General features: G+C 76.1%; 25 protein-coding genes. 16 read left to right on the top strand and 9 right to left on the bottom strand.

Going from position 1 to position 20,226, the window contains the following annotated elements:
* Nucleotides 1-61: 61 nt before the first annotated feature.
* The 15 genes from GOBS_RS23045 (at nt 62) to GOBS_RS22970 (ending at nt 15,064) form a co-directional block, all read left to right on the top strand.
* Entirely contained in the window at nt 62-1,510 is a 1,449-nt protein-coding gene (locus GOBS_RS23045) for a glycosyltransferase family 2 protein (protein WP_208104342.1), read from the top strand.
* Nucleotides 1,510-2,958, top strand: a complete 1,449-nt coding sequence (locus tag GOBS_RS23040) for an exosortase/archaeosortase family protein (RefSeq protein ID WP_012950674.1) — start codon at nt 1,510-1,512, stop codon at nt 2,956-2,958. Before GOBS_RS23045 ends, GOBS_RS23040 begins: the two co-directional genes overlap by 1 nt.
* Entirely contained in the window at nt 2,955-3,995 is a 1,041-nt protein-coding gene (locus GOBS_RS23035; protein ID WP_012950673.1) for an ATP-grasp domain-containing protein, read from the top strand. Before GOBS_RS23040 ends, GOBS_RS23035 begins: the two co-directional genes overlap by 4 nt.
* The gene (gene wecB, locus GOBS_RS23030; RefSeq protein WP_012950672.1) at nt 3,992-5,140 is read left to right on the top strand and encodes a non-hydrolyzing UDP-N-acetylglucosamine 2-epimerase; all 1,149 of its coding nucleotides are present in this window, start codon (nt 3,992-3,994) and stop codon (nt 5,138-5,140) included. Before GOBS_RS23035 ends, wecB begins: the two co-directional genes overlap by 4 nt.
* The gene (locus GOBS_RS23025) at nt 5,137-5,850 is read left to right on the top strand and encodes an HAD family hydrolase (protein ID WP_208104341.1); all 714 of its coding nucleotides are present in this window, start codon (nt 5,137-5,139) and stop codon (nt 5,848-5,850) included. Before wecB ends, GOBS_RS23025 begins: the two co-directional genes overlap by 4 nt.
* A 108-nt stretch (nt 5,851-5,958) precedes the next feature.
* Complete coding sequence (locus GOBS_RS23020; RefSeq protein ID WP_012950670.1) at nt 5,959-6,495, top strand: hypothetical protein; 537 nt, start codon at nt 5,959-5,961, stop codon at nt 6,493-6,495.
* Nucleotides 6,496-6,588: 93 nt separating this feature from the next.
* Entirely contained in the window at nt 6,589-7,149 is a 561-nt protein-coding gene (locus tag GOBS_RS23015; RefSeq protein ID WP_012950669.1) for a hypothetical protein, read from the top strand.
* Nucleotides 7,142-7,843: a PIG-L deacetylase family protein gene (locus GOBS_RS23010; RefSeq protein WP_012950668.1), complete on the top strand. Its 702-nt coding sequence runs from the start codon at nt 7,142-7,144 to the stop codon at nt 7,841-7,843. The genes GOBS_RS23015 and GOBS_RS23010 overlap by 8 nt, the downstream gene beginning before the upstream one ends.
* A 365-nt stretch (nt 7,844-8,208) precedes the next feature.
* Nucleotides 8,209-10,296: an HNH endonuclease signature motif containing protein gene (locus GOBS_RS25835; protein WP_341776591.1), complete on the top strand. Its 2,088-nt coding sequence runs from the start codon at nt 8,209-8,211 to the stop codon at nt 10,294-10,296.
* A 194-nt stretch (nt 10,297-10,490) separates the two neighbouring features.
* Nucleotides 10,491-10,883 carry a hypothetical protein gene (locus GOBS_RS23000; RefSeq protein ID WP_012950666.1) on the top strand — a complete coding sequence of 131 codons (393 nt, stop codon included), beginning with the start codon at nt 10,491-10,493 and terminating at the stop codon, nt 10,881-10,883.
* Complete coding sequence (locus GOBS_RS22995; protein WP_012950665.1) at nt 10,867-12,408, top strand: sensor histidine kinase; 1,542 nt, start codon at nt 10,867-10,869, stop codon at nt 12,406-12,408. The genes GOBS_RS23000 and GOBS_RS22995 overlap by 17 nt, the downstream gene beginning before the upstream one ends.
* 11 nt (nt 12,409-12,419) lie before the next feature.
* Entirely contained in the window at nt 12,420-13,082 is a 663-nt protein-coding gene (locus GOBS_RS22990; protein ID WP_012950664.1) for a response regulator transcription factor, read from the top strand.
* 67 nt (nt 13,083-13,149) lie between these two features.
* Complete coding sequence (locus tag GOBS_RS22985) at nt 13,150-13,362, top strand: hypothetical protein (RefSeq protein WP_041241641.1); 213 nt, start codon at nt 13,150-13,152, stop codon at nt 13,360-13,362.
* Between the two features lie 423 nt (nt 13,363-13,785).
* On the top strand, nt 13,786-14,679 hold the full coding sequence (locus GOBS_RS25830; RefSeq protein WP_012950663.1) for a hypothetical protein: 894 nt from the start codon (nt 13,786-13,788) through the stop codon (nt 14,677-14,679).
* A 115-nt stretch (nt 14,680-14,794) separates the two neighbouring features.
* Complete coding sequence (locus tag GOBS_RS22970) at nt 14,795-15,064, top strand: hypothetical protein (protein ID WP_012950662.1); 270 nt, start codon at nt 14,795-14,797, stop codon at nt 15,062-15,064.
* 80 nt (nt 15,065-15,144) lie between these two features.
* Here GOBS_RS22970 and GOBS_RS22965 read toward each other — a convergent pair whose 3' ends face one another.
* The gene (locus tag GOBS_RS22965; RefSeq protein WP_012950661.1) at nt 15,145-16,050 is read right to left on the bottom strand and encodes a DUF2382 domain-containing protein; all 906 of its coding nucleotides are present in this window, start codon (nt 16,048-16,050) and stop codon (nt 15,145-15,147) included.
* A 236-nt stretch (nt 16,051-16,286) separates the two neighbouring features.
* Between GOBS_RS22965 and GOBS_RS22960 the strand changes: the two genes are divergently transcribed.
* Nucleotides 16,287-17,036, top strand: a complete 750-nt coding sequence (locus tag GOBS_RS22960) for a TetR/AcrR family transcriptional regulator C-terminal domain-containing protein (protein WP_041241638.1) — start codon at nt 16,287-16,289, stop codon at nt 17,034-17,036.
* 12 nt (nt 17,037-17,048) lie between these two features.
* On the opposite strand, the gene GOBS_RS27815 is transcribed toward GOBS_RS22960, so the two are convergent.
* From GOBS_RS27815 to GOBS_RS22925, 8 genes are all read right to left on the bottom strand, one after another.
* Nucleotides 17,049-17,225: an STAS domain-containing protein gene (locus GOBS_RS27815; protein WP_166487492.1), complete on the bottom strand. Its 177-nt coding sequence runs from the start codon at nt 17,223-17,225 to the stop codon at nt 17,049-17,051.
* Nucleotides 17,226-17,371: 146 nt separating this feature from the next.
* Nucleotides 17,372-17,938, bottom strand: coding sequence for an alkaline shock response membrane anchor protein AmaP (gene amaP / locus GOBS_RS22955; RefSeq protein WP_012950659.1), 567 nt, complete (start codon nt 17,936-17,938; stop codon nt 17,372-17,374).
* Nucleotides 17,935-18,465, bottom strand: a complete 531-nt coding sequence (locus tag GOBS_RS22950) for a DUF6286 domain-containing protein (RefSeq protein ID WP_012950658.1) — start codon at nt 18,463-18,465, stop codon at nt 17,935-17,937. The genes amaP and GOBS_RS22950 overlap by 4 nt, the downstream gene beginning before the upstream one ends.
* Nucleotides 18,466-18,478: 13 nt before the next feature.
* Complete coding sequence (locus GOBS_RS22945; RefSeq protein WP_012950657.1) at nt 18,479-18,892, bottom strand: Asp23/Gls24 family envelope stress response protein; 414 nt, start codon at nt 18,890-18,892, stop codon at nt 18,479-18,481.
* Nucleotides 18,889-19,071 (bottom strand): hypothetical protein, encoded by a 183-nt coding sequence (locus tag GOBS_RS29060; protein WP_012950656.1) that lies wholly within the window; start codon nt 19,069-19,071, stop codon nt 18,889-18,891. Before GOBS_RS29060 ends, GOBS_RS22945 begins: the two co-directional genes overlap by 4 nt.
* A gap of 28 nt (nt 19,072-19,099) precedes the next feature.
* Nucleotides 19,100-19,357 (bottom strand): hypothetical protein, encoded by a 258-nt coding sequence (locus GOBS_RS22935; protein ID WP_012950655.1) that lies wholly within the window; start codon nt 19,355-19,357, stop codon nt 19,100-19,102.
* A gap of 23 nt (nt 19,358-19,380) precedes the next feature.
* Nucleotides 19,381-19,716 carry an Asp23/Gls24 family envelope stress response protein gene (locus GOBS_RS22930; protein WP_012950654.1) on the bottom strand — a complete coding sequence of 112 codons (336 nt, stop codon included), beginning with the start codon at nt 19,714-19,716 and terminating at the stop codon, nt 19,381-19,383.
* Nucleotides 19,713-20,180, bottom strand: a complete 468-nt coding sequence (locus GOBS_RS22925) for an Asp23/Gls24 family envelope stress response protein (protein WP_012950653.1) — start codon at nt 20,178-20,180, stop codon at nt 19,713-19,715. The genes GOBS_RS22930 and GOBS_RS22925 overlap by 4 nt, the downstream gene beginning before the upstream one ends.
* Nucleotides 20,181-20,226: the final 46 nt, after the last annotated feature.

Genomic DNA, 20,226 nt, shown 5'->3' with positions numbered 1-20,226 from the left:
ATGCACCAGAACGGTGGAGTCCGCGCTCCGCCGCAGGTCGCGGACGGTGGGAGGTGGGGTGGTGGCCAGCGGGACGACCACGCCCGGCGCCGGGCCACCGCGCCCCACCGACGTCCGCGCGCCCACCGTCGCCCCCGCCGCGGATCCCCACGACAGCGGGCCCGAGGGCCGGCCACTGGTGCTGCTGGCCTACGTCTGCGGCTTCACGATGGTGGCGCTCCTCCACGGCCTCGACGAGACCCTCGGCGTGGTCGCCGGCGTGCTCAACATCGTCTTCGGCGTCTACTTCTGCCGGCACCTCGGCTTCGCCGTCGCCGCCGCACGCTGGGCCGAGAACGACATGCTGGCCGCCGACGTCGGGCTGCACAGCTACACGCCCTCGGTCGCCGTCTTCGTCGGCTGCAAGAACGAGGAGCTCGTCGTCGACGGGATGGTCACCGCGCTGCTGGCGCTGGACTACCCGGCCGACCGGCTGACCCTCGTCGTCGTCGACGACGGCTCCGACGACACCACCGGCGCCCGGCTCGACGCCTGGGCCGCCCGCGAGCCGCGGCTGCGCGTGCTGCACCGCCCGCCGGGCTCCGGCGGCGGCAAGTCCGGCGCGCTCAACGACGCGCTGCACCTGGTGGACGCCGAGATCGCCGTCGTCTTCGACGCCGACCACGAGCCCGACCCCACGGCGCTGCGCCGGCTGGTCCGGCACTTCCGCGACCCGGTGGTCGGCGCCGTGATGGGTCGCTGCGTCATCCGCAACGGCCGCGACTCGCAGATGGCCTCGACCGTCTTCGTCGACTTCCTCTCCGGTTACCTCGTCAACGAGTACGGCCGGCAGGCGCTGTTCGAGCTGCCCGCGTACGGGGGCGCGAACTGCGCCGTCCGCATGTCCACGCTGCGCGGCCTCGGCGGCTGGAACCCGCACACCGTGACCGAGGACACCGACCTCACGCTGCGCGTGCTGATGGCCGGCCAGCGGGTGCGCTACGACCTGTCCGCCGTCGACTTCGAGGAGGCGGTGGTCAGCGCGCAGCGGTTCTGGAAGCAGCGGTACCGGTGGGCCCGCGGCCACCAGAAGTGCTTCCGCGACTACTGGCGCCCGCTGATGCGCTCGCCGCACCTGAGCCTCGTCGAGAAGGTCGAGACGACGCTCTTCCTGCTCGTGTACCACGTGCCGCTGCTCAGCGGGATCGGCGTGCTGCTGACCGTGCTCCGCGCCTTCGGCATCGGCGACCTGCCGCTCGTCGCGCTGCTGCCGCTGTCGATGCTGCTGTTCGTCGGCCCCCTGGCCGAGCTCTCGGTCGGCCTGCTGATCGGCCGGGTGGAGCGGCGGTCCGCGTGGCGGCTGCTGGGCTTCCTGCCCGCCTTCGCGCTGTCGATCTGGATCACCACGCGGGCCTACGTCGACGGCATGCTGGGCCGCCCCTACACCTGGGTGAAGACCTCGCGGTCGGGTGCGACGTCGACGGTGCGGGTGGACCCGCCGGTGGTGGCCCCGGCCGGGGCGGCCTCGTGATGGCGACCGCGGCCGCGGAGGTCGACGAGCGGGGCCGGTACGGGCAGGGACGACGTCCCCGGCGCAGTGACTGGCGGCTGGTCCCCGTGCTGCTCGACCTGCTGCTGGCGGTGGTCATCTGCGCCGTCGGCTTCCGCTACGGCGCCGGCTTCCTGCAGGTGCACGAGGCCCGCTGGGTCGTGACCGTGCTACACGCGGTCGGCGTCGACTCGGTCTCGTCGTCCCTGGAACGCCACGTCCTGGTGTTCCGCCCCGACGGCGAGATCATCCTGGCCGAGGTCACCGAGTCCTGCTCCTCGATCCTGTCGGTGCTCGGTCTGACCGCGCTGACCGCCGTCGTCCTGCGCGGCCGGCGCCAGCACGCCGTCGCCGGGCTCGTCGTCGCCGTCGCCGCGCTGCTGGCGCTCAACCACCTGCGGCTGGTCGGCTCCACCGTCGCCGGCCTGGTGTGGGGGACGCCGGCGCTGGTGCTGTTCCACGACTGGGTCGGCACCGTGTGGAACCTCGCTGCCACCCTCGGCGGCTTCCTGCTCATGGTGTGCATCACGCTGCCGACCGCCGAGCGAGCCGAGCAGGACGCCGCGGGGCGGCACACCGCTCGTCGTCCCGACAGCTGGGCGCGCCCCGGCCTGGGCTACCGGCTCGCCGACGACGAGGTGGGCCGCGTCTCCCGGCGGGTCAACCTGACCGGCCTCATGTACCGGTTCGTGCTGCCCACGCGGGTCGCCCGGTGGATGGGCGCGCGCCGCGAGGCCGGGCGCATCGACTACCGGATCGGCCACCTGCCCTCGGCGGAGCGGGCCGCCCGGGTCCGCGCACTGGCCGACGACGGGCTGGGGGCGCACGCCGCCTCCCTGGTCGCGGTGGCGACCTACGACGACGACCCGGCCGTCCTCGACGCGCTCGCCACCTCGATCGCCGCGCGGCAGTGGGAGCCGGTGACCGACCACCGTGTCGCCGCGCTGCGGCTGTGGGCACGCGGCTGGCTGCTCCAGCACCCGGAGCGCGACGTCGTTCCGGCATCCGCCGCGAAGCCCCCGCCGGTCCCCGAGTCCCTGCCCTCGCCGGCCCCCCGATCCGTGCCCGTGCCCGTGCCGGTGCGGCGGCCCTCGCCCCCCGTGCCGCCGATGGTGCGGGTGCCCGAGCCCGTGCCGCCCCTGCCGTCCATGGTGCGGGTGCCCGAGCCCGTGCCGCCCCTGCCGTCCATGGTGCGGGTGCCCGGCCCCGTGCCGCCCCTGCCGCCGATGGTGCGGGTGCCCGGGCCCGTGCCGCCCCTGCCGGCGACCGTGCGGGTCCCCGCCCCCCGGTCCGGGGTCGGTCCGGGCGACGACGAGCCGCCGACCGAACGGCTGCCGCTCCTGCCCGTCCGCACCGACCTGCGCCCTCCCGTGCCGGCGCCGCGTCCGCGCCGCCCGATCCCCACCCCGACGACCCAGGACGACCGATGACCCCCCCACTGCCCCAGCCCCGCCCGCCCGCCGCCGTCCCGCTCCCCGGCGACGCCGCCGTGCTCGTCACCGGTTCCGGTGGCCCCGCCGGCGTGGCCGTCGTCCGCCGGCTGGTCGCCCTGGGCCACCGGGTCGTCGCCGGCGACGCGGACAGCGCCGCTGCCGGCGGCGCGCTGGCCGACGTGGCGGTCACCCTGCCGCGCGGCGACCACCCCCGCTTCGTCGAGGCCGTGGTCGGCGTCTGCAGCACCTTCGGGGTGGACGCGCTGGTCAGCACGGTCGCCGAGGAGCTGCCGCACCTGGCCGCCGGTGCCGGTCGGCTGGCGGCCGCCGGCGTCGCCACCTGGCTGCCGGACGCCGCTGCCGTCGACGTGTGCTGCGACAAGGCCGCCTTCGCCCGGGCCATGGCCGCCGCGGGCGTGCCGCACCCGGCGACCGCGGCGTCCCCCGGCGAGGTCGCCGGCGTCCCCGGCCCGTGGGTGGTCAAGCCGCTGGCCGGCCGCGGCAGCCGCGGCGTGCGGCTGCTCGACGAGCGGGACGACGTGGTCGCGGCGCTCCGCGCGGGCGACGGCCTGATCGCCCAGACCCGGCTGGCCGGCCGCGAGTTCACCGCGGACGCCCTGGTCGACCGGGACGGCGCCGTGCGCGTGGTCGTGCCGCGCTGGCGCGAGGAGACCAAGGCGGGCATCTCGGTGAAGGGCCGCACCTTCGCCTCCGACGCGGTCACCCGGGTCGTCACCGCCGCGCTGGCCGCGGTCGAGCTGACCGGGCCGGCCAACGTGCAGGGCTTCGTCGCCGACGACGGCACCGCGACCGTCGTGGAGATCAACCCGCGGTTCTCGGGCGGCCTGCCGCTGACCCTGGCCGCCGGGGCGGACGTCGTCAGTGCGTACCTGGCCGGCGTCCGCGGGAAGCCGCTGCCGGAGCTCTCGTCCCGGCCGGGAGTCGCGATGAGCCGCTACTTCGCCGAGACGTACAGCAGCGAGGACGGCAGCCCCGTCGTCGACCCCTGCGCGCCCGTGATGGTGACGGCGTGAGACGCACCCGGCACGTGCTGGTGCCGTTCGGCACCCGTCCCGAGGTGGTCAAGCTGGCGCCGGTCGTCCGCGCGCTGACCGACTCCGGGCACCGGGTCAGCGTGGTCGACACCGGCCAGCACACCGACCCGCGGATGGGTCCGCAACTGCAGGCGGCGCTCGGGCTGACCCCGGGGCACCGTTTCGCGCTGCCGACCGACCCCGCCGAGCGGACCGGCGCGCTGCACGCCGACGCGTTCCGGGCGCTGCGCCTCGTGGCGCCGGACCTGGTGCTCGCGCTCGGGGACACCAACACCGTGCCGGCCTATGCGCTGGCCGCCCGTGCCGCGGGGGTGCCGTTCGCGCACCTCGAGGCCGGCCTGCGCAGCCTCAACCCGCGCAGCGTCGAGGAGGTCAACCGGCGGGTCGCCGCGGCGGTCGCCCAGCTGCACTTCGCCCCGACCAAGCGGGCCGCGGCCTTCCTGGCCGACGAGTGCGTCGCCGCCGAGCGGGTGTTCGTCGTCGGCAACCCCGTCATCGACACCCTTGTCGCCCGCGGCGTGCGGCGGGTGCCGGTCGGGGAGCGCTCCGGTGTGCTGGTCACCGCGCACCGGCCGACCAACGTCGACGACCCGGTCCGCCTCGCCCGCCTGGTCGGCGCGGTGCGGGCGCTGGCCGAGCAGGTCGGGCCGGTCACCTTCCCGGTGCACCCCCGCACCGCCGCGCGCCTCTCGGAGACCGGGCTGGGGGCGCGGCTGGAGCACCCGGGCGTCACGCTCACCGGTCCCGTCGAGTACGACGTGCTCCTCGCGGCGCTGGCCTCGGCGCGGCTGGCGGTCACCGACTCCGGAGGCATCCAGGAGGAGGCCGCGTACCTGGGTGTGCCGGTGGTCGTGCTCCGCGGCTCGACGCCGCGCTGGGAGGGCGTGGAGGCCGGGACGACCACGCTCGCCGGCCTGGCCGACGACCGCGCAGCCGCTGCCGTGCTGTCCGCCGCCGCCCGGCACACCAGCCCCGAGGGGCAGGAGCGGGCCGCGACGGTGCCGTGCCCGTACGGCGACGGGACGACGGGGCCGCAGGTGGCCGCCGTCCTCGCCGACGAGCGCACCGACGCCCTGCTGGCCCTCGACGAGCCCGACTTCACCGGCGGCCGGCTGCCGTGGTGAGCGGGCCCGTGCCGCTGGGCGTGGTGGTCGACCTCGACGACACGCTCTACCCGCAGGCCGACTACCTCGCCTCCGCCGCGGCGGCGGTCGGGGTGGCAGCCGGGCACGCGGGGCTGGACGGCGCCGCGGTGCACGCCGCGCTCCGGTCCGAGCTGGCCGCCGGCTCCGACACCGGCGGGACGATCGACCGGGCGCTGCTCGCCGTCGGCGTCCCGGCGTCGGCGCTGGCCGGCCTCGTGCCACCGCTCGTGGCGGCGTTCACGCGGCACACCCCGCCCCGGCTGACGCCCTACCCGGGGGCCGAGGAGGCGCTGCGCGCGCTGGCCGCGGCCGCGCCGCTCGCCTGCCTGACCGACGGCAACCCGGCCATCCAGGCGGCGAAGGTGGCCGCGACCGGGCTCGGCCCGCTGCTGCCGGTCGTCGTCGTCACCGACACCCTCGGCGGCCGCGTCGTCCGCAAGCCGCACCCGGCCGGCCTGCTCGCCGTCTCCACCCGGCTCGGCCTGCCGCCGGAACGGCTGCTGGTGATCGGCGACCGGCCCGGCAAGGACGTCGCCGTCGCGGCGGCGGTGGGTGCGCGGGCGATCCGGGTCCGCCAGGGCGAGTACGCCGCCGCGCCGGACGAGCCGCGCGCCTGGGCCGTCGTCGACACCTTCCCGGCGGCCGCCGAGCTGGCGCTCGACCTGGTGGGGGCCCTGGCGCGGGGCTGACGTCACACGACCGGGTGGTCCTGACCGGGGACCCTCCAGTACCGCCGTCGGGGTGTCGATGCGTCGGACGACGGGCGGACCCACCGCCCCGGACACGAGGACCCGGTCATGGACAGCAGGCCACCGTCGCGGCACCCCCGCCGTCTCCTCCCGCGTGCCGCCCTGGTGGTCGTCGCCGTCGTGGCCCTGGTCGCCGTACCCGGCGCGGCCTCGGCCAGGGGCACGGTGGTCCCGCTGCTGGACTGCGTCGTGGCCGACGACGACGGCTCCTGGACCGCCGTGTTCGGGTACCAGAACACGGCGAGCTCCCCGGTGCGCATCCCGAGGGGCCCGCGGAACAAGGTCACCCCGGCCACCGTCGGCAGCCCGCAGCCGACCACCTTCCAGCCGGGGACCCACCGTGGCGCCTTCACGGTCACCGTTCCCCGTGGGGCCGGGCCGATGTGGCACCTGGACGGCACCAACCTGGCCGCGCGCCTGGGGACGGCCAAGGCCTGTCCGTCGTCCACCCAGATGCCCGCCGAGGGCAACGGCACGGGGGCGGCGATCGCTCTGGTGGCGGCCGGCCTGGTCGGGACGGTCGCCGTGCAGCGGGCGCGGAGGCGAGGCGGCGCGACGCAGGCGTCTTCCCACCCCCAGGGGTGAGGTCGTGGGTCGCCGGGGCTCAGGAGACGGCCGCGACCTGCCGATGGAAGGACGTCGGGCGGGTCGGCCGCCCCGGACACGAGGACTGACGTCATGGACGGCCTCCCGAGGTCTTCGACGGCACGCCGCCTGCGCGCGCGTGCCGGCCACGCCGCCCTGGTCGCGGTCATCGGCCTCGTCGGGCTCGTCGCGCTGCCGGGCACGGCCTCGGCGACCGGCACCCACACGGTCGAGCCGGTGCTGAACTGCTACAGGGAGAACCCGGACGGCAGCTGGACGGTCGTCGTCGGCTACGTCAACAGCTCGCGCACGACCGTCGACATCCCGCGCGGTCCCCGCAACCAGGCCTTCACGTCGACGTTCGCGTCGCTGCCGCCGACCTCGTTCAGACCCGGCACGGTCAACGGCGCGTTCACCGCGGTGGTGGGCCTCGCCGACCTGTACGCCGGTGCGCGCTGGGTGCTCGACGGCTACACGCTCGACTACCGCGCCGCCGCCTCCTCCTCGCAGGTCTGCCCGTCGTCGACGGAGCTGCCGGCGCAGGGGAACGGTTCCGGCCCCGCCATCGGGCTGGCGGCTGCCGGCGTGGTCGGCGCCGTCTGCGTCCTGCGGATCCGGGCTCGCGGCACGGCCGGGGGTCGGGACGATGCGTAGGGTCCTCGCGGTCGGGGCGCACCCCGACGACATCGAGCTCGGCTGCGGCGCCACCCTGCTGGCCCACTCGGCGGCCGGCGACGCCGTCACCATGCTCGTCATGACCGGGGGCGAGAACGGCCCCGGGGACGACGCGACGATCACCGGCCGGCGTCTCGAGCAGGAGCAGGCCGCGCGCACCCTGGGCGCCCGGCTCCTGTGGGGCGGCCAGGTCGACTGCACGGTGACGCCCGACGCCGCCACCGTGGCGGTCGTCGAGCGGGCGATCGAGGAGACCGACGCCGACATCGTGTACGTGCACGCACCCGACGACAGCCACCAGGACCACCGCGCCGTCGCCGCCGCCACGCTGTCGGCGGCCCGCCGGCTCTCCCGGGTGATGCACTACCAGAGCCCGTCCACGCTGACGTTCTCCCCGACGACGTTCGTCGACGTGACCGCCTACCTCTCCGGCAAGCTCGCCGCTCTGGGCGCACACGCCTCGCAGGTGGAGATGTCGGCGATGGTGGAGCCCGACGCGGTCGTGGCCTCGGCCCGGCACTGGGGCGCCCAGGCCCGGATCGGCTACGCGGAGGCCTTCGCGCCGACCCGTCTGGTCATCGACCTCATGCCCACCCCGCGGCGTGCCGCGGAGGAGGTCCCCGAGACCCTCCGGCTCACCCTGTCGGCCTCCCTGGCGGCGAACACGCGCTGACGCCCGGCACCCCGCACGAGCCCGGTGGTCCGGGCCGGTACCCCCGGCCCCGGACCACCGGGCTCGTCGGGTTCGCGGGTGTGGACGCTAGTGGTCCGCTGCGGTGCGACTGTCGGTGGCGGTGCTCTCCGTGCGCCTGCCCCCTGCCGGGCCGTCCGCGGCTGCCTTCCCGGGCCGGCGTCCGCACGTCATCTCATGGTCCCGGCCCGCACGTGCCTGAACCCGGCCTGCTGAGCTCCTCGTTGCCCTGACCTGCTCCTTCCGCCTTGCGCGCCTCGTAAATTCGAACGTATGATCGAACTGTGGGCGACGAGGCGGGAGCCAGCACCGTGGGTGCTGGTGCGCCCGCGGGTTCGTCGTTCCAGGTGTGCGGGAACGCGGCATGGGCCGAGCCCTCGGTGGGCTGGGCTGTGGGGCCGCTGGGTGCGGTGCAGGCCGCAGCCCGGGAGATGAGCCGGCAGGCCGCGTTGCGGGCTCGTGCCGTGGCTGCGTTCGCTGCGACCCGGCCGGCGACCACGGATCGGGCTCAGGGTGAGCGTGGCGCGATGTCGGCGGAGCGGTGGGCGGCGCGGGCGGAGGTGCTGCGGCCGGTCAGTGAGTGGGCCGCCCACGAGCTGTCGATCGCTCTGAACGTCACCGTGCAGGCCGCCGAGGCCGAGCTGGAGCGGTCGCTGACGATGGTGACCCGGCTGCCGCGGGTGCTGGACGCCCTGCAGGGCGGAGTGCTGCACGAGCGGCACCTGTGGTGCCTGCTGGAACACGTCGCGCCGATCGCCGATGACGCGCTGCGGGCGAGGGTGGAGCAGGACCTGCTGGAGTGGATGGCCGCGCGCACCCGGGTGACCACGCCGGCGGCGCTGGCCGATCGGGTGCGCCGGGTGGTCACCGGGCTCAACGCGCGGGACGCGGCCCGGGACCTGGCGCGGGCGCTGCAGCGGCGCGGCATCTCGGTGCGGGAGGACCACGCCCTGGGGATGTCGGTGGTGACGCTGGTGTGCAGCACGCCGGAGGCGCAGGCGTTCTACCGGGCGCTGTCGGCGTGTGCGGACGCGTTGGACGTCGAGCCAGGGGACGGGCGTACCCGGGGGCAGCGGCTGGTGGACTGCCTGCTGGATCTGGTGCTGCGCCCGGGGCAGTCCGGGTTGCCGCCGGTGCAGGCGCTGCTGACCATCGTGGCCTCGGTGCACACCGCGCTGGGTGGGGACGCCGCAGGTGAGGTCGACGGCAAGCCGGTGCCCGCGGAGATGGCCCGCCAGCTGGCCCGCGCCTTCGCCGGTCTGCCCCCCACTCCGCCCGGTGACGGTGTCGCCACCGACGATGCCGCCGGCCCCGAGGACGACGTTGTAGCGGCCGACGCGCAGGGGGAGCCGGCCGATGGTTCGCCTGCCGCCGACGACGCAGCCCGGCCGGCCGTCATGGCGCCGGCCGATCCTGCGGGCGCCTTCGAGCCGGTCGACTTCGCGGGTGACCCGGTCGAACGGGCCGTGCAGGAGTTCAGCGCCGCTGACTTCGACCGGTGGCTGGACGAGTTGGTGCGCGACGCGTTCGGCGACGATCCCGCTCCTGGTGAGCCCGGCTGGTCACCTGGCCTGCCACCGGACCCGGGTGAGTGGGACGCCGGCCCCTGGGAGGACCCCTGCCAGTGGCTGGACGACCGCGGCCGCGCGCACGATCCGAGCGACCCCGCGGCTCAGAGCCCGACCTCGCCGCTGGCAGCCGCATCCGGTGAGGGCTGGTGGGCGGCCGCGGACCGCGCGGTGGACCAGGCCGGCGATGCGGTGCACGCCGCGCGCCTCGCGCTGGGAGCCGCGGAGCGGATGGTTCGCACCGCGCAGCGCGCCGACGTCGCCGATGAGGCCGCCTGGCAGGCCGGCGCGGCCGGGCGGGTGACCGCCGCCGAGGACGCGGTCACCGCGCTGGCCGTCGCCGCCGACGCCCAGCGCGAGGAGCTCGCCGCGCTGCTGCTGGCCACGGGCGGGGGTGGGCTGGCCGACCGGCCGCGGATCGCGCTCACCGACGCGGTCAGCGGCGCGCTGCTGGCGCTCACCGACCTGCCCGAGCTGCGCCGGATCGGCAGCTGCGGCGCTGCGGCATGCCGGCGCACCCCCGAGGCCTGCGGCCACGACCTGACCGGCCGCCCAGGGCTGGGCGCTCCCACTGCCAGCGCGGGCTACCGGCCGGCTGCGGCGCTGGACCGCTTCACCCGGGCTCGTGATCGGCACTGCCGCTTTCCCGGCTGCCGCCGCCGCATCCCCGCCGCCGGCGAACTGGACCACCTCGAGCCCTGGCCCGACGGGCCCACCGCCGCGGCCAACCTGGCCGGCTTCTGCACGACCGACCACCGCGGCAAACACCAGGCACCGGGGTGGACCTACGCGGTGGCTCCCGACGGCACTCTCACCGTCACCACACCCACCGGCCTCACCGCCGCCACCGAACCACCCCCGTACTGATCCCGGGCGTCCCCCGTCGCAGGGCTGTCGCAGGCGGATCCGGAAGACGCAGCGAGGCCCCGACCCGAGGGGCGGGATCCAGTCCATCGGCGACCGGGGGTTCTCGCGCTCACCTCCGGGAGGGACAGCCGCGCATGAGAGGCCTCTCATGCACCTCTCACCGGGAGCTGCGGCCGGACGGGGAGCGTGCGGCTGTGGGATCCCGACTGCGCCGGCACGCGGCCCTCGTGGTGATCGTCGCGGCGGCGGTCCTGCTGGCCGCGGTCGTGGCGGGCTGGACGGCGCTGCGCCCGGCCGCGAGCGAGCGCGAGCCCCTGCCCGAGCCCATCCGGATCGGCACTAGCTCGGCACCGGGCGCCGTGCCCGGCCCCGGGCCGGACCCGCAGCTCCCCTCGGTCCCCGACCCCGCGGCGCCGGGGACCGGTGCCGGCGACGTCCCGGCACCGTCCGCGCCTCCGACCAGCGCGGACGCCCCCGGGCCCGCGGATGTCGTGCCGCCGCCGCCCTTGCCGGACGATGACGCGGACGACGACGGGGACGACCAGGACGACGACGGTGGGGACGACGACGATGGCGGCGACGACTGACGCGGGTGCGCGGCGCCGGAGCTGGGTCCCCCGGGCCGCCCGCACCCGGATCATCGGTTGGGTCCTGCTGCTGGTCCTGCTGGCCCTGGGGGTCGTCACCCTCGTGACCTGGCGGCTGCTCATCGCCGCCACCGACGAGCGGATCGACATCACCCTCGAGGCCGAGATCGAGGAGTTCCGGCGGATCCTCGAGGGCGACGTCGACCCCCGCACCGGGGAGCAGTTCGGCTCGGTCGAGGACGTGCTGCAGACCCTCATCACCTACAACCTGGCCCGGCCGAACGAGAAGTTTCTCGGCTACGTCGACGGCGACTACCGCTACCAGAGCCGGATCGAGGCCCCGGTGCTGCTCAGCCAGGACGCGGAGTTCACCCGGCAGGTCGGCGCGGTCACCGAAACGACGTGGGGCCGCTACGACAGCGGCGCCGGGGAGGTCCGCTACCTCGCCGTCCCGGTGATCCTGGACGGCGACCCGTCCCGCGGCGTCGCCGTCGTCGCCTACTTCGCCGACCAGGAACGCCGGGCCGCCGACGACGCCGCCCGGCTCATGCTCGCCGTCGGCGCCGGCACCGTGCTGCTCGCGGCCGTGGGCGCCTGGGTGGTGGCCGGCCGGATCCTGCGCCCGGTCCGCGACGTGGCCGCCACCGCCCACAGCATCACCGAGACCGACCTGTCCCGGCGCATCCCGCTCGACGGCCGCCCGGCCGACGAGCTCACCGACCTCGCCGCCTCGGTCAACGAGATGCTCGACCGGCTCGAGGCCGGCGCCGCCGCGCAGCGTCGCTTCCTCGACGACGCCGGACACGAGCTGCGGACGCCGATCACCATCGTCCGCGGCCACCTGGAGGTCGTAGACGCGACCGATCCCGGCGACGTCCGGGAGACGGTGGCGCTGGTCGACGACGAGCTGGACCGGATGAACCGGATCGTCTCCGACCTGCTGCTGCTGGCCCGCGCCGAGCAGCCGCAGTTCGTCCGCCCCCAGCCGGTGGCCGTCGCCGCGCTGACCGCCGAGGTGTTCGACAAGGTCCGCCGGCTGGGCGACCGGGAGTGGCTGCTGGAGACCGCCGCCGACGTGGACGCGGAGCTGGACACCCAGCGGGTCACCCAGGCGCTGGTCGCCCTCGCCGACAACGCCGTCCGCTACACCGTCCCCGGCGACCGGATCTCCCTCGGCAGCCAGCTCAGCGGTGGCGAGCTGCGCTTCTGGGTCTCCGACACCGGACCGGGTGTCCCCGAGTCCGAGCAGGCGCGGGTCTTCGAGCGCTTCGCCCGGGGCACGTCCGGTGCCCGGCGCTCCGACGGCGCCGGCCTCGGGCTCTCCGTCGTCCAGGCCATCGCCGTCGCCCACGGTGGGCGCGCGGTGCTCGACAGCGTGCCGGGACGGGGGACGACGGTCAGCCTGGTCCTGCCCGCCCGCCTGGCGCCCCCGCTGGTCGTCGACGACGCCGTCACCACGGTGGACGACGACGCCGCCACCCCGGAACTCGACCCCGCAGCCGGCCGGCTGCCCAGCGGAACCTGAGGAGGTCCGTCGTGAGCCGCGTGCTCATCGCCGAGGACGAGGCCCGCATCGCCGCCTTCGTGGAGAAGGGGCTGCGGGCCAACGGCTTCGCCACGGCCGTCGTCGCCGACGGCCGCACCGCCCGGGCCGCCGCGGCCAGCGGCGACTTCGACCTGATGATCCTCGACATCGGCCTGCCCGGCATGGACGGCTTCGAGGTGCTGCGGGCGCTGCGGGCCGACCGCGTGACCATCCCGGTCGTCATCCTCACCGCACGGGACAGCGTCCAGGACACGGTGGCCGCGCTGGAGGGCGGAGCCGACGACTACATGCCCAAGCCGTTCCGCTTCGAGGAGCTGCTGGCCCGAGTGCGGTTGCGGCTCTCCGGCGGCCGGCAGACCGAGACCACCGTGCTCACCTGCGGCGACCTGTCGCTGGACCTGCGGACCCGGCGCGCGCAGGCGGGCAGCCGCACGGTCGCCCTGTCCGCTCGCGAGTTCGCCCTGGCCGAGACCTTCCTGCGCCACCCCGGTCAGGTGCTGGCCCGCGAGCAGCTGCTCAGCCACGTCTGGGGCTACGACTTCGACCCCGGCTCCAACGTCGTCGACGTCTACGTCCGCTACCTGCGCCGCAAGCTCGGTGCCGACCGGATCGAGACGGTGCGGGGGATGGGCTACCGCCTGGTCGCGGCCTGAGGCGGCCCGCGCACCAGGCGGCCCCCGGACGCACACCGCGTCCGGGGGCCGCCTGCCGTGGCCGGGGGTGGCGGTCGCGTCCGCCGCGGCGGCGTCGACCACGACGCTGTCCGGCTGCTGGTCGCGCGGCTCGTCGTCGGCCACGGCGGCGCCGGCGGCACCGAGCCCGGCCAGCGCGGCGCCGAGGGTGACGACCTTCCAGGTGGCGGGGCGGTTGCTCATCGGGTGCTCCCTCTCGATCGGTATCTCGGACGTCATCGACGGTGTCCGCCGGGCGTGAGTACTCCAGGAGTCCGCGGTGAGGGCGCTCTGACGCGGCCCACGCCTCGGCGAGGGCGAGCCGTTCGTCGGTCCGCGACGGCCACCCGGCCTGCTGCACGCGGAAGGGGCCGGTGGCCAGGCCGAGCAGCACCGCCGCGACCCGCGGCCGCAGCTGTCCGGCGGGCCAGCGGCGCAGCAGCGCGGCCTCGACGTCCCGCCGGTAGCGGACGACGGTGCCGGGACGGGGCAGCACGCGCTCGAGCAGCACCAGGTGGGGCCAGCAGCGTCGCGCAGTCGTCGATCCGCGCGCCGCGGCCCGCGGTGTTGACGTCGAGCAGCCCGACCACCGTGCCGGGCGTCCACCAGCAGCTGGGACTCGTAGAAGTCGCCGTGCACGGGGACCTGCTCGCGCTCTCCGGGGTCGACGCCGGCCAGGACGGCGGTGAGCGCCTCCAGCCGCGGGCGGAGCGGGCCGACGGCGGCGGCGAGCCCGCGGGGCGTGGCCAACGACGCGTGCGAGCGCGTCACCGGGTGCCCGCCGGACCGGTGGGAGGTCGGCGACCGCCGGGGGCAGCGCGTCGAGGAGGGCGTCGAGGTGCGCGGGGTCGGGCAGGCCCGCGCCGTCCCCGGCCAGGAGCGTGCGCATCGGCGTGCCCGGCAGCGCCGGCAGGACGAGCACCCCGTCGTCGGTCACGGCGAGCACCTCCGGCACGGGGACCGCGCCGGCCAGGGCGGTGTGCCGCTCGACCAGCCGGCCCGCGGCCGGTGGCGCGACCACCTTGAGGAACAGCCGCCCGGCCGTCGTCGTCACCTCCACCACCGCGCGGCGACCGGGCCGGTAGGCGCGCAGCCGCAACCGGGGCCGTCCGCCCGGCAGGCCCAGCCCGGCCAGCCGCCCGGCCACCCCGGCAGAGGAGCTCGCCCACGCCAGGCCGGGGAGGGCCGGGTCCAGCGGCCAGCGCCACAGCCCGACGCGGACGACCTCGCCGTCGGCCTCGCCCTCCAGCACGGCCGCGCCCGGCGGGATCCGCGCGCCGGTGGTGGCCGCCAGCACCTCGCGGGTGGTGCGGCCCTCGGCCCACCCGACCTCGGCGGCGTACTGCACCACCGCCGCGCCGTCGGGCTGCAGGGTGGTCGAGGTGACGCGCAGGCGGCGCAGCCGGCCGCCGGCCGTGTCGAGCACCGTCGCCCAGATGTCGCCCGCCGCCTCGCCCAGCAGCAGCTGGAGGGACGGCGGCCAGTGGTGCCGCAGCGCCGGGACCGGGGACGACAGCAGCGGGGTGGGCACCGCACCACGCTGCGCCCGGCCGGTGACGACGTCGTGAGAGACCGATGAGGGCGCTCTCACCCGGGGCGGGACACGCCGGAACGAGGGGGTGCCGACCGCGGCAGCGGGTACGGGCGGTCGAGCGGCCGTGCAGCACCGCGCGGCCCCGACAGAGGGAGATGCCGTGCCCGAGGTACCGCAGCCGGTCACCGACAACAGCGTCAAGGTCCGCCAGCTCACCCACTACCAGTTCAGCTGGGTGGCCGGGGAGCCCGGGAAGCCGGGCACCTACACGCTCCAGCTCGTCCTGGACCAGGGGGCGTGGGAGGAGGTCCTGACCCTCGACCCGGACGACGCGGACAACCTGCAGGACCTGCTGACCAACACCGGGACAGTGCACTACGACATCGAGCGCCGGGTCCTGATGTTCGGCGTCACCCCGACCGGCAGCTGACCGGCCCGGCACACGACGAGGCCCCGTCGGCGCGGATGCGCCGACGGGGCCTCGTGGCGTGTTGCTGGGGTCCGCTGCGGTCAGCGGCCGATGCGGCCGTCGTTGTCGCGGTCGAGGGCGTTCCCGGCGACCCCGGTCCCGTCGTCCACCTCGATCTCCTCCTTGCGGACGTCCTCTGACACCCGCTCCTGGTCGGTGACGGTCTGCTTGTCCAGGCGGACCCGCTCGACCGGCACGGCCTCCTTCTCCACCACCGGACGCTCGGCGTGCAGGGTGACCTCGTGCTCCTCCTCGGAGATCGCCGGCCCGTCCATCGCGTTGCCCACGTTGGCGTCGGTGATCGGCTCGCGCTCGACCCGGACCTCCTCGCGGGAGACCGGCACCGTCTCGGTCACGTTCTCGGTGACCACGTACTTGCGCAGCCGGGCCCGGCCGACCTCCTCCGAGCGGGTGCCCACGTTCAGCCGCTCCTCCGAGCGGGTCATCGCCTCGTCGGTGGTCGGCCCGGAGGTGTCGTGGCCCACCGTGCGCCCGGCGACGTCGTCGTAGACCCCGTCGCCGTCACGGTCGGTGCGGCCCGCCGTCTCCGCGGCCATCCCCGCCGTGCCGGCCGTGCCGGCGGCCATCCCGGCCGTCCCGGTGGTGGTCTGCGAGGTGGTCTCGGTGGTGGTGCCCCCGCCGAGGCCGTAGTAGCGGTAGAGCTCCTGCTCCTCCTGCGGCGACAGGTGGCCGTCGGTGTCGACCTTCGGCGCGTCCTTGACCTTCGCCTTGTCGTAGGGGAAGCGGAGCTGCTCACCGGAGAGCTCGGCCTGGGCGAGCGGCACGAAGGTCTCCTTGGTGCCGAACAGGCCGGTGTGCACGGTGGCCCACTCGGGGCGGCCGGTCTCGTCGTCGAGGTAGACCTCGCTGACCTTGCCGATCTTGTCGCCGTCGGCGTCGATCGCGGTGGTGCCGATGACCTGCTGGATCTGCGTCTCGTTGATCATGGGTCCTCCTGTCGAGGGTCGTGGGGAGGGCTGCGGTCCGCAGCTCGCTCCGTGGCGCTCCGTCGTGCGGGCGCTGAGTTCCTGGTACCCGCTGCTTACGCCGTAAACACGCCGTGTCGAGATCGTGGCGTGGAGCCGGTGGTCCGCGTCCGGGCCCGGTCGGCGTACAACAGAGCGGAGCGGGACGACGGCAGGGGGCGTGCAGCGTGGCAGACGACGCCGGTCCTCCTGTCGCTGTGCCCGACGACGGCGCCGCCTACACGCGTGCGGTGCGCGAGGATCCGCCCGGCCCCGTCCGGACCCCGCTCGACCGGCGCCGGGTGCTCGCGGCGGCCATCGAGTTCATCGACGAGCACGGGCTCGAAGCGCTCACGATGCGCCGGATGGGCGCCCACCTGGGCGTCGAGGGGATGGCGCTGTACCGGCACGTCACCGGCCGCGACGACCTGCTCGACGGCGTCGTCGAACTGGTCGTCGACGAGCTCTACGGCGATCCGGAGGTGTACCTGGCGCCCCAGCACGGCTGGCAGGACTACCTGCAGCGGCTCGCACACGGGGTCCGGCGGATCGCCATCGCCCACCCGGCCGTCTTCCCGCTCATCGCCACGCGGCCGCCGGCCGCGCCGTGGGTGCGACCGCCGCTGCGCAGCCTGCGCTGGCTGGAGTCCTTCCTCGACGCGCTGACCACCCACGGTTTCAGCGACGGGGCCGCGGTCGCCGCCTACCGGGCCTACACCAGCTTCCTGCTCGGCCACCTGCTGCTCGAGGTCTCCCAGCGCGGCGTGCCGATCAGCCCGCTGGACGACCCGGAGGCGACGCCGCACGTCGAGGACCGCTCGCTGGCGGCGTACCCGCTCGTGCGCCGGTTCTCCCCGCTGCTGTCCGAGGACGAGTCGACCGCGGAGTTCGAGGAGTCGCTGGAGAACCTGCTCGAGCGCCTGCAGCGGGTGCTCCGGGAGTCGCGGCGTCCCGGTTTCACCACCTGAGCTGCCGGGGGATCAGTGCGTCACGACGTCGAACAGGTGGGCCATCCCGGTCAACCGCAGCACCTGGAGGACCGTCCGTGACGGGTTGCGCAGCTCCGGACGCCCGCCGGCGCGGCGGTGCGCGTCGGTCTCGCGGACCAGCAGCGCCACCCCGGCGGAGTTGAGGAAGGCGGCGGCGGAGGCGTCCACCGCGCCGACGACCCCGTGCGCCGTGCCGCCCGTCCCGGGCGAGGGCCGGTCCCGCTCCTACCGGGCGGCGCGGCGCTGGGGGGCACGGGTCCTCCGGGGCGATCGAGCGGGTCAGCGGTGTGGTCCACGGGATGGACGCTCCTCGCTCAGTGCAGGCCGCGGCTGGCCGAGCGCCGTCCGGGCCGCAGCTCGACGTCCACCGGCAGGTCGGGGTCGTCGATCGCCTGGCGGGCGTGGGCGACCACCCGGTCCTCCAGCACCCGGCGGACCTCGGCGACGTCGGCGTAGTCGGCCAGCTCGACGGCGACGGTGAGCTTCCGCGCGCGGTCCTCGACCAGCCGGGCGGAGGCGCTCACCACGCCACGCAGCGCCCGCGCCTCCTCCTCGACGGCGTCGGTGAGGGCGCCGGCGTGCACGACGGTGCGCCCCTCGCGGTCGTCGCGGGTCAGGTCCAGCCGGCTCAGGCGGTCGGTGTGCAGCTGGGCGAGCAGCCAGCGCAGCGCCAGCAGGGCGATCAGCAGACCGGCGCCGGCAACGGCCCACCAGAACCACGGCTGGTCGTCCTCGAAGCGGCGGGCCGACACGGGCAGCACCGGTGGCGGGTCGCCGAACGCGCCGAAGCCCGCGGCCAGCCCGACGCCACCACCACCGAGCAGCAGCAGGCCGAGCAGCGTCAGCACGGTGCGGTTCGCGGTGTCGACGCGGCGGCTCATCGTCCGGCTCCCTTCGAGACGGTGACGCGAGGGCGCAGCGTGCCCGAGAGGCCGAGCTCCTCCAGGCGCTGGGAGACCGCCTCGGTCACCCGCGACTGCAGGTCCCCGGGGTCGCGGAGCGCGGTCGCCGCCCGCACCCGCACGGTGCGGCGGCGGGCCCGCACCTGCGCGTCGCGGACGCCGTCCGGCCGGGTCGCGGCGGCGCGCAGCGTGCGCTCGATGCCCCGCCGGGACGCCGTCGTCCGCACCGACTCGACCCGCGCGGGCAGCGGCAGCGCCCCGGGACGTCCGCGGCGCAGCGTCAGGACCAGCAGCACGAGGCCGAGGACCACGGCGCCGATCAAGGCCGCCCGCACGATGGTCGAGCCGAGGTCCTGGTCGGTCAGCCAGGACGTCCAGTCGGGGTGCGGCACCAGCCAGGGCGGCCGTCCGAGCGCGGCCAGGACGACCTCCACGACCGCCAGCAGGCCGCCGAGCAGGAGGGCCAGGGCCAGGAGCGTGGCCAGGACCCGGTTCACCACGGTCATCGCCGTCCTCCCCTCACTGCACGCGCCGGACGGGCGTGGTGGCGGTCGCGAAGTCGACGACGTCGACGTCGACGTGCGCGACCTCGACGCCGGTCACCCGGCGCACGTCCTCGCGGACGTGGGCGCGCAGCCGGTCGGTCACCGTGCGGACCGACTGCGGCCAGCTGACCGCGATGGTCGCCTCCACGGTGGCGACCGAGCCGTCGACGGTGGCGCGGACGGCGGCCTCGGCGTCCGGGCGGGACTCGCCGACGGAGATGCCGAGCAGCCGGCGCGGTGCGGCGGCGGCGCCGTCGACCTGGGTGGCGGCGTAGCCGGCCACCCGCTCGACCACGCGGTCGGCGATGGACAGGGTGCCGCGGTCCTCCGGCGCCCGGGTCTCGGGTGCGCTGCCGGTGGTACCGGCGTCGGCGGCCAGCGCCGTCACCGGCCCTGCCCCCGGCCGCCCAGGTAGGGCGTCAGGTCGAGCTGGCCGGAGACGACCTTGCCGATGAGGAAGCCGACCACGCCGAGGACGGCCGTGCCGACGAAGGCGTCGAACCCGCCGACCACCCACGCGAGGCCGAGCAGGAGACCGGTGAACAGACCCACCACGGTGGGGGGCATGGCGAACCTCCAGGGAGAGGGAGCGGGCTCACACGACTCGGCGGTGAGCGGGGGAGCGGCGCGACCGGCTCCTCCGCCACCAGGCGAGCAGCCGGCGCACGCCGCGGGGACGGCGCACGAAGCGGACCTCGGAGCCGGCCGGGCCGGGGGTCCCGGCCGGCGACCGGGAGTCCCAGGCCCGCAGCGTGCGCAGGAACGCCTCGGCGTCGCCGCCGAGGTCGGGGTGGTACCGGCGGAGGGCCGCGCGCCGCCGGCGCCGCTCGTCAGGTGACAGGGGCGACGGCATGGCGCGGGCTCCTCCGGGGTGGGTCAGGCCGACGGGCCCGGCGGCAGGGCCGGCAGCTCCTCGGCGGCCAGCTGCAGGTCGGCGACGTGCACGTCGACGGGGCGGCCGCCGGCCAGCGGGGCCACCCGCGTCCTGACCTGGTCGGTCAGCGCCGGGATCGGGACGCCCTGGGCGACGACGACGCTGACGGTCACCCGCTCGTCGCTCACCTGCACGCCGTCGACCCGGCGGCCGGGCAGCAGCGTGACCACCGGGCGCAGACCCCCGGCGTGCAGAGCGGCCACCGCCGGCGCGGTGAGCACTGCGGCGGCGATGGCGTCCGCGTCCGTGGTGGGTGCGAAGCCGGCGCCGGACGTCACTGGACCCGCACAGGCTCCTGCGGACCCTCGTCGTCGGTCGGCAGGTGGATGTCGTTGACGGCGATGTTCACCTCGGTGACCTGCAGCCCGGTCATGCCCTCGACCGCGTTGATCACGTTGCGCCGCACGGAGCGGGCGATCTCGGCGATCGGCGCGCCGTACTCGGTGACGACGTCCAGGTCGACGGCGGCCTGCCTCTCGCCGACCTCCACCGCCACGCCCTGACCGGCGGTCTGCGTGGCGCCCGGGATCCGCTCGCGCAGGGCGCCGAAGGCACGCGCCGCACCGCCGCCCAGGGCGTGCACGCCGGAGACCTCGCGGGCGGCGAGCCCGGCGATCTTCTGGACGACGCCGTCGGCGATGGTCGTGTTGCCCTGGCTGGTCTGCAACGCCGAGGGGGAGGCCTGGCTGAGGGCGGTCGAGCTGCTGGTGCTGGTGCCGGTGGTGCTCGTCGACTGGGTCATCGATCAGGACCTTCCTCATCCGCGTTCGGGTGACCTCCGACGAGTC

This window comes from Geodermatophilus obscurus DSM 43160 (genome assembly GCF_000025345.1).
GTDB lineage: Bacteria > Actinomycetota > Actinomycetes > Mycobacteriales > Geodermatophilaceae > Geodermatophilus > Geodermatophilus obscurus.
This window is presented reverse-complemented; position numbering and strand designations above follow the sequence as displayed.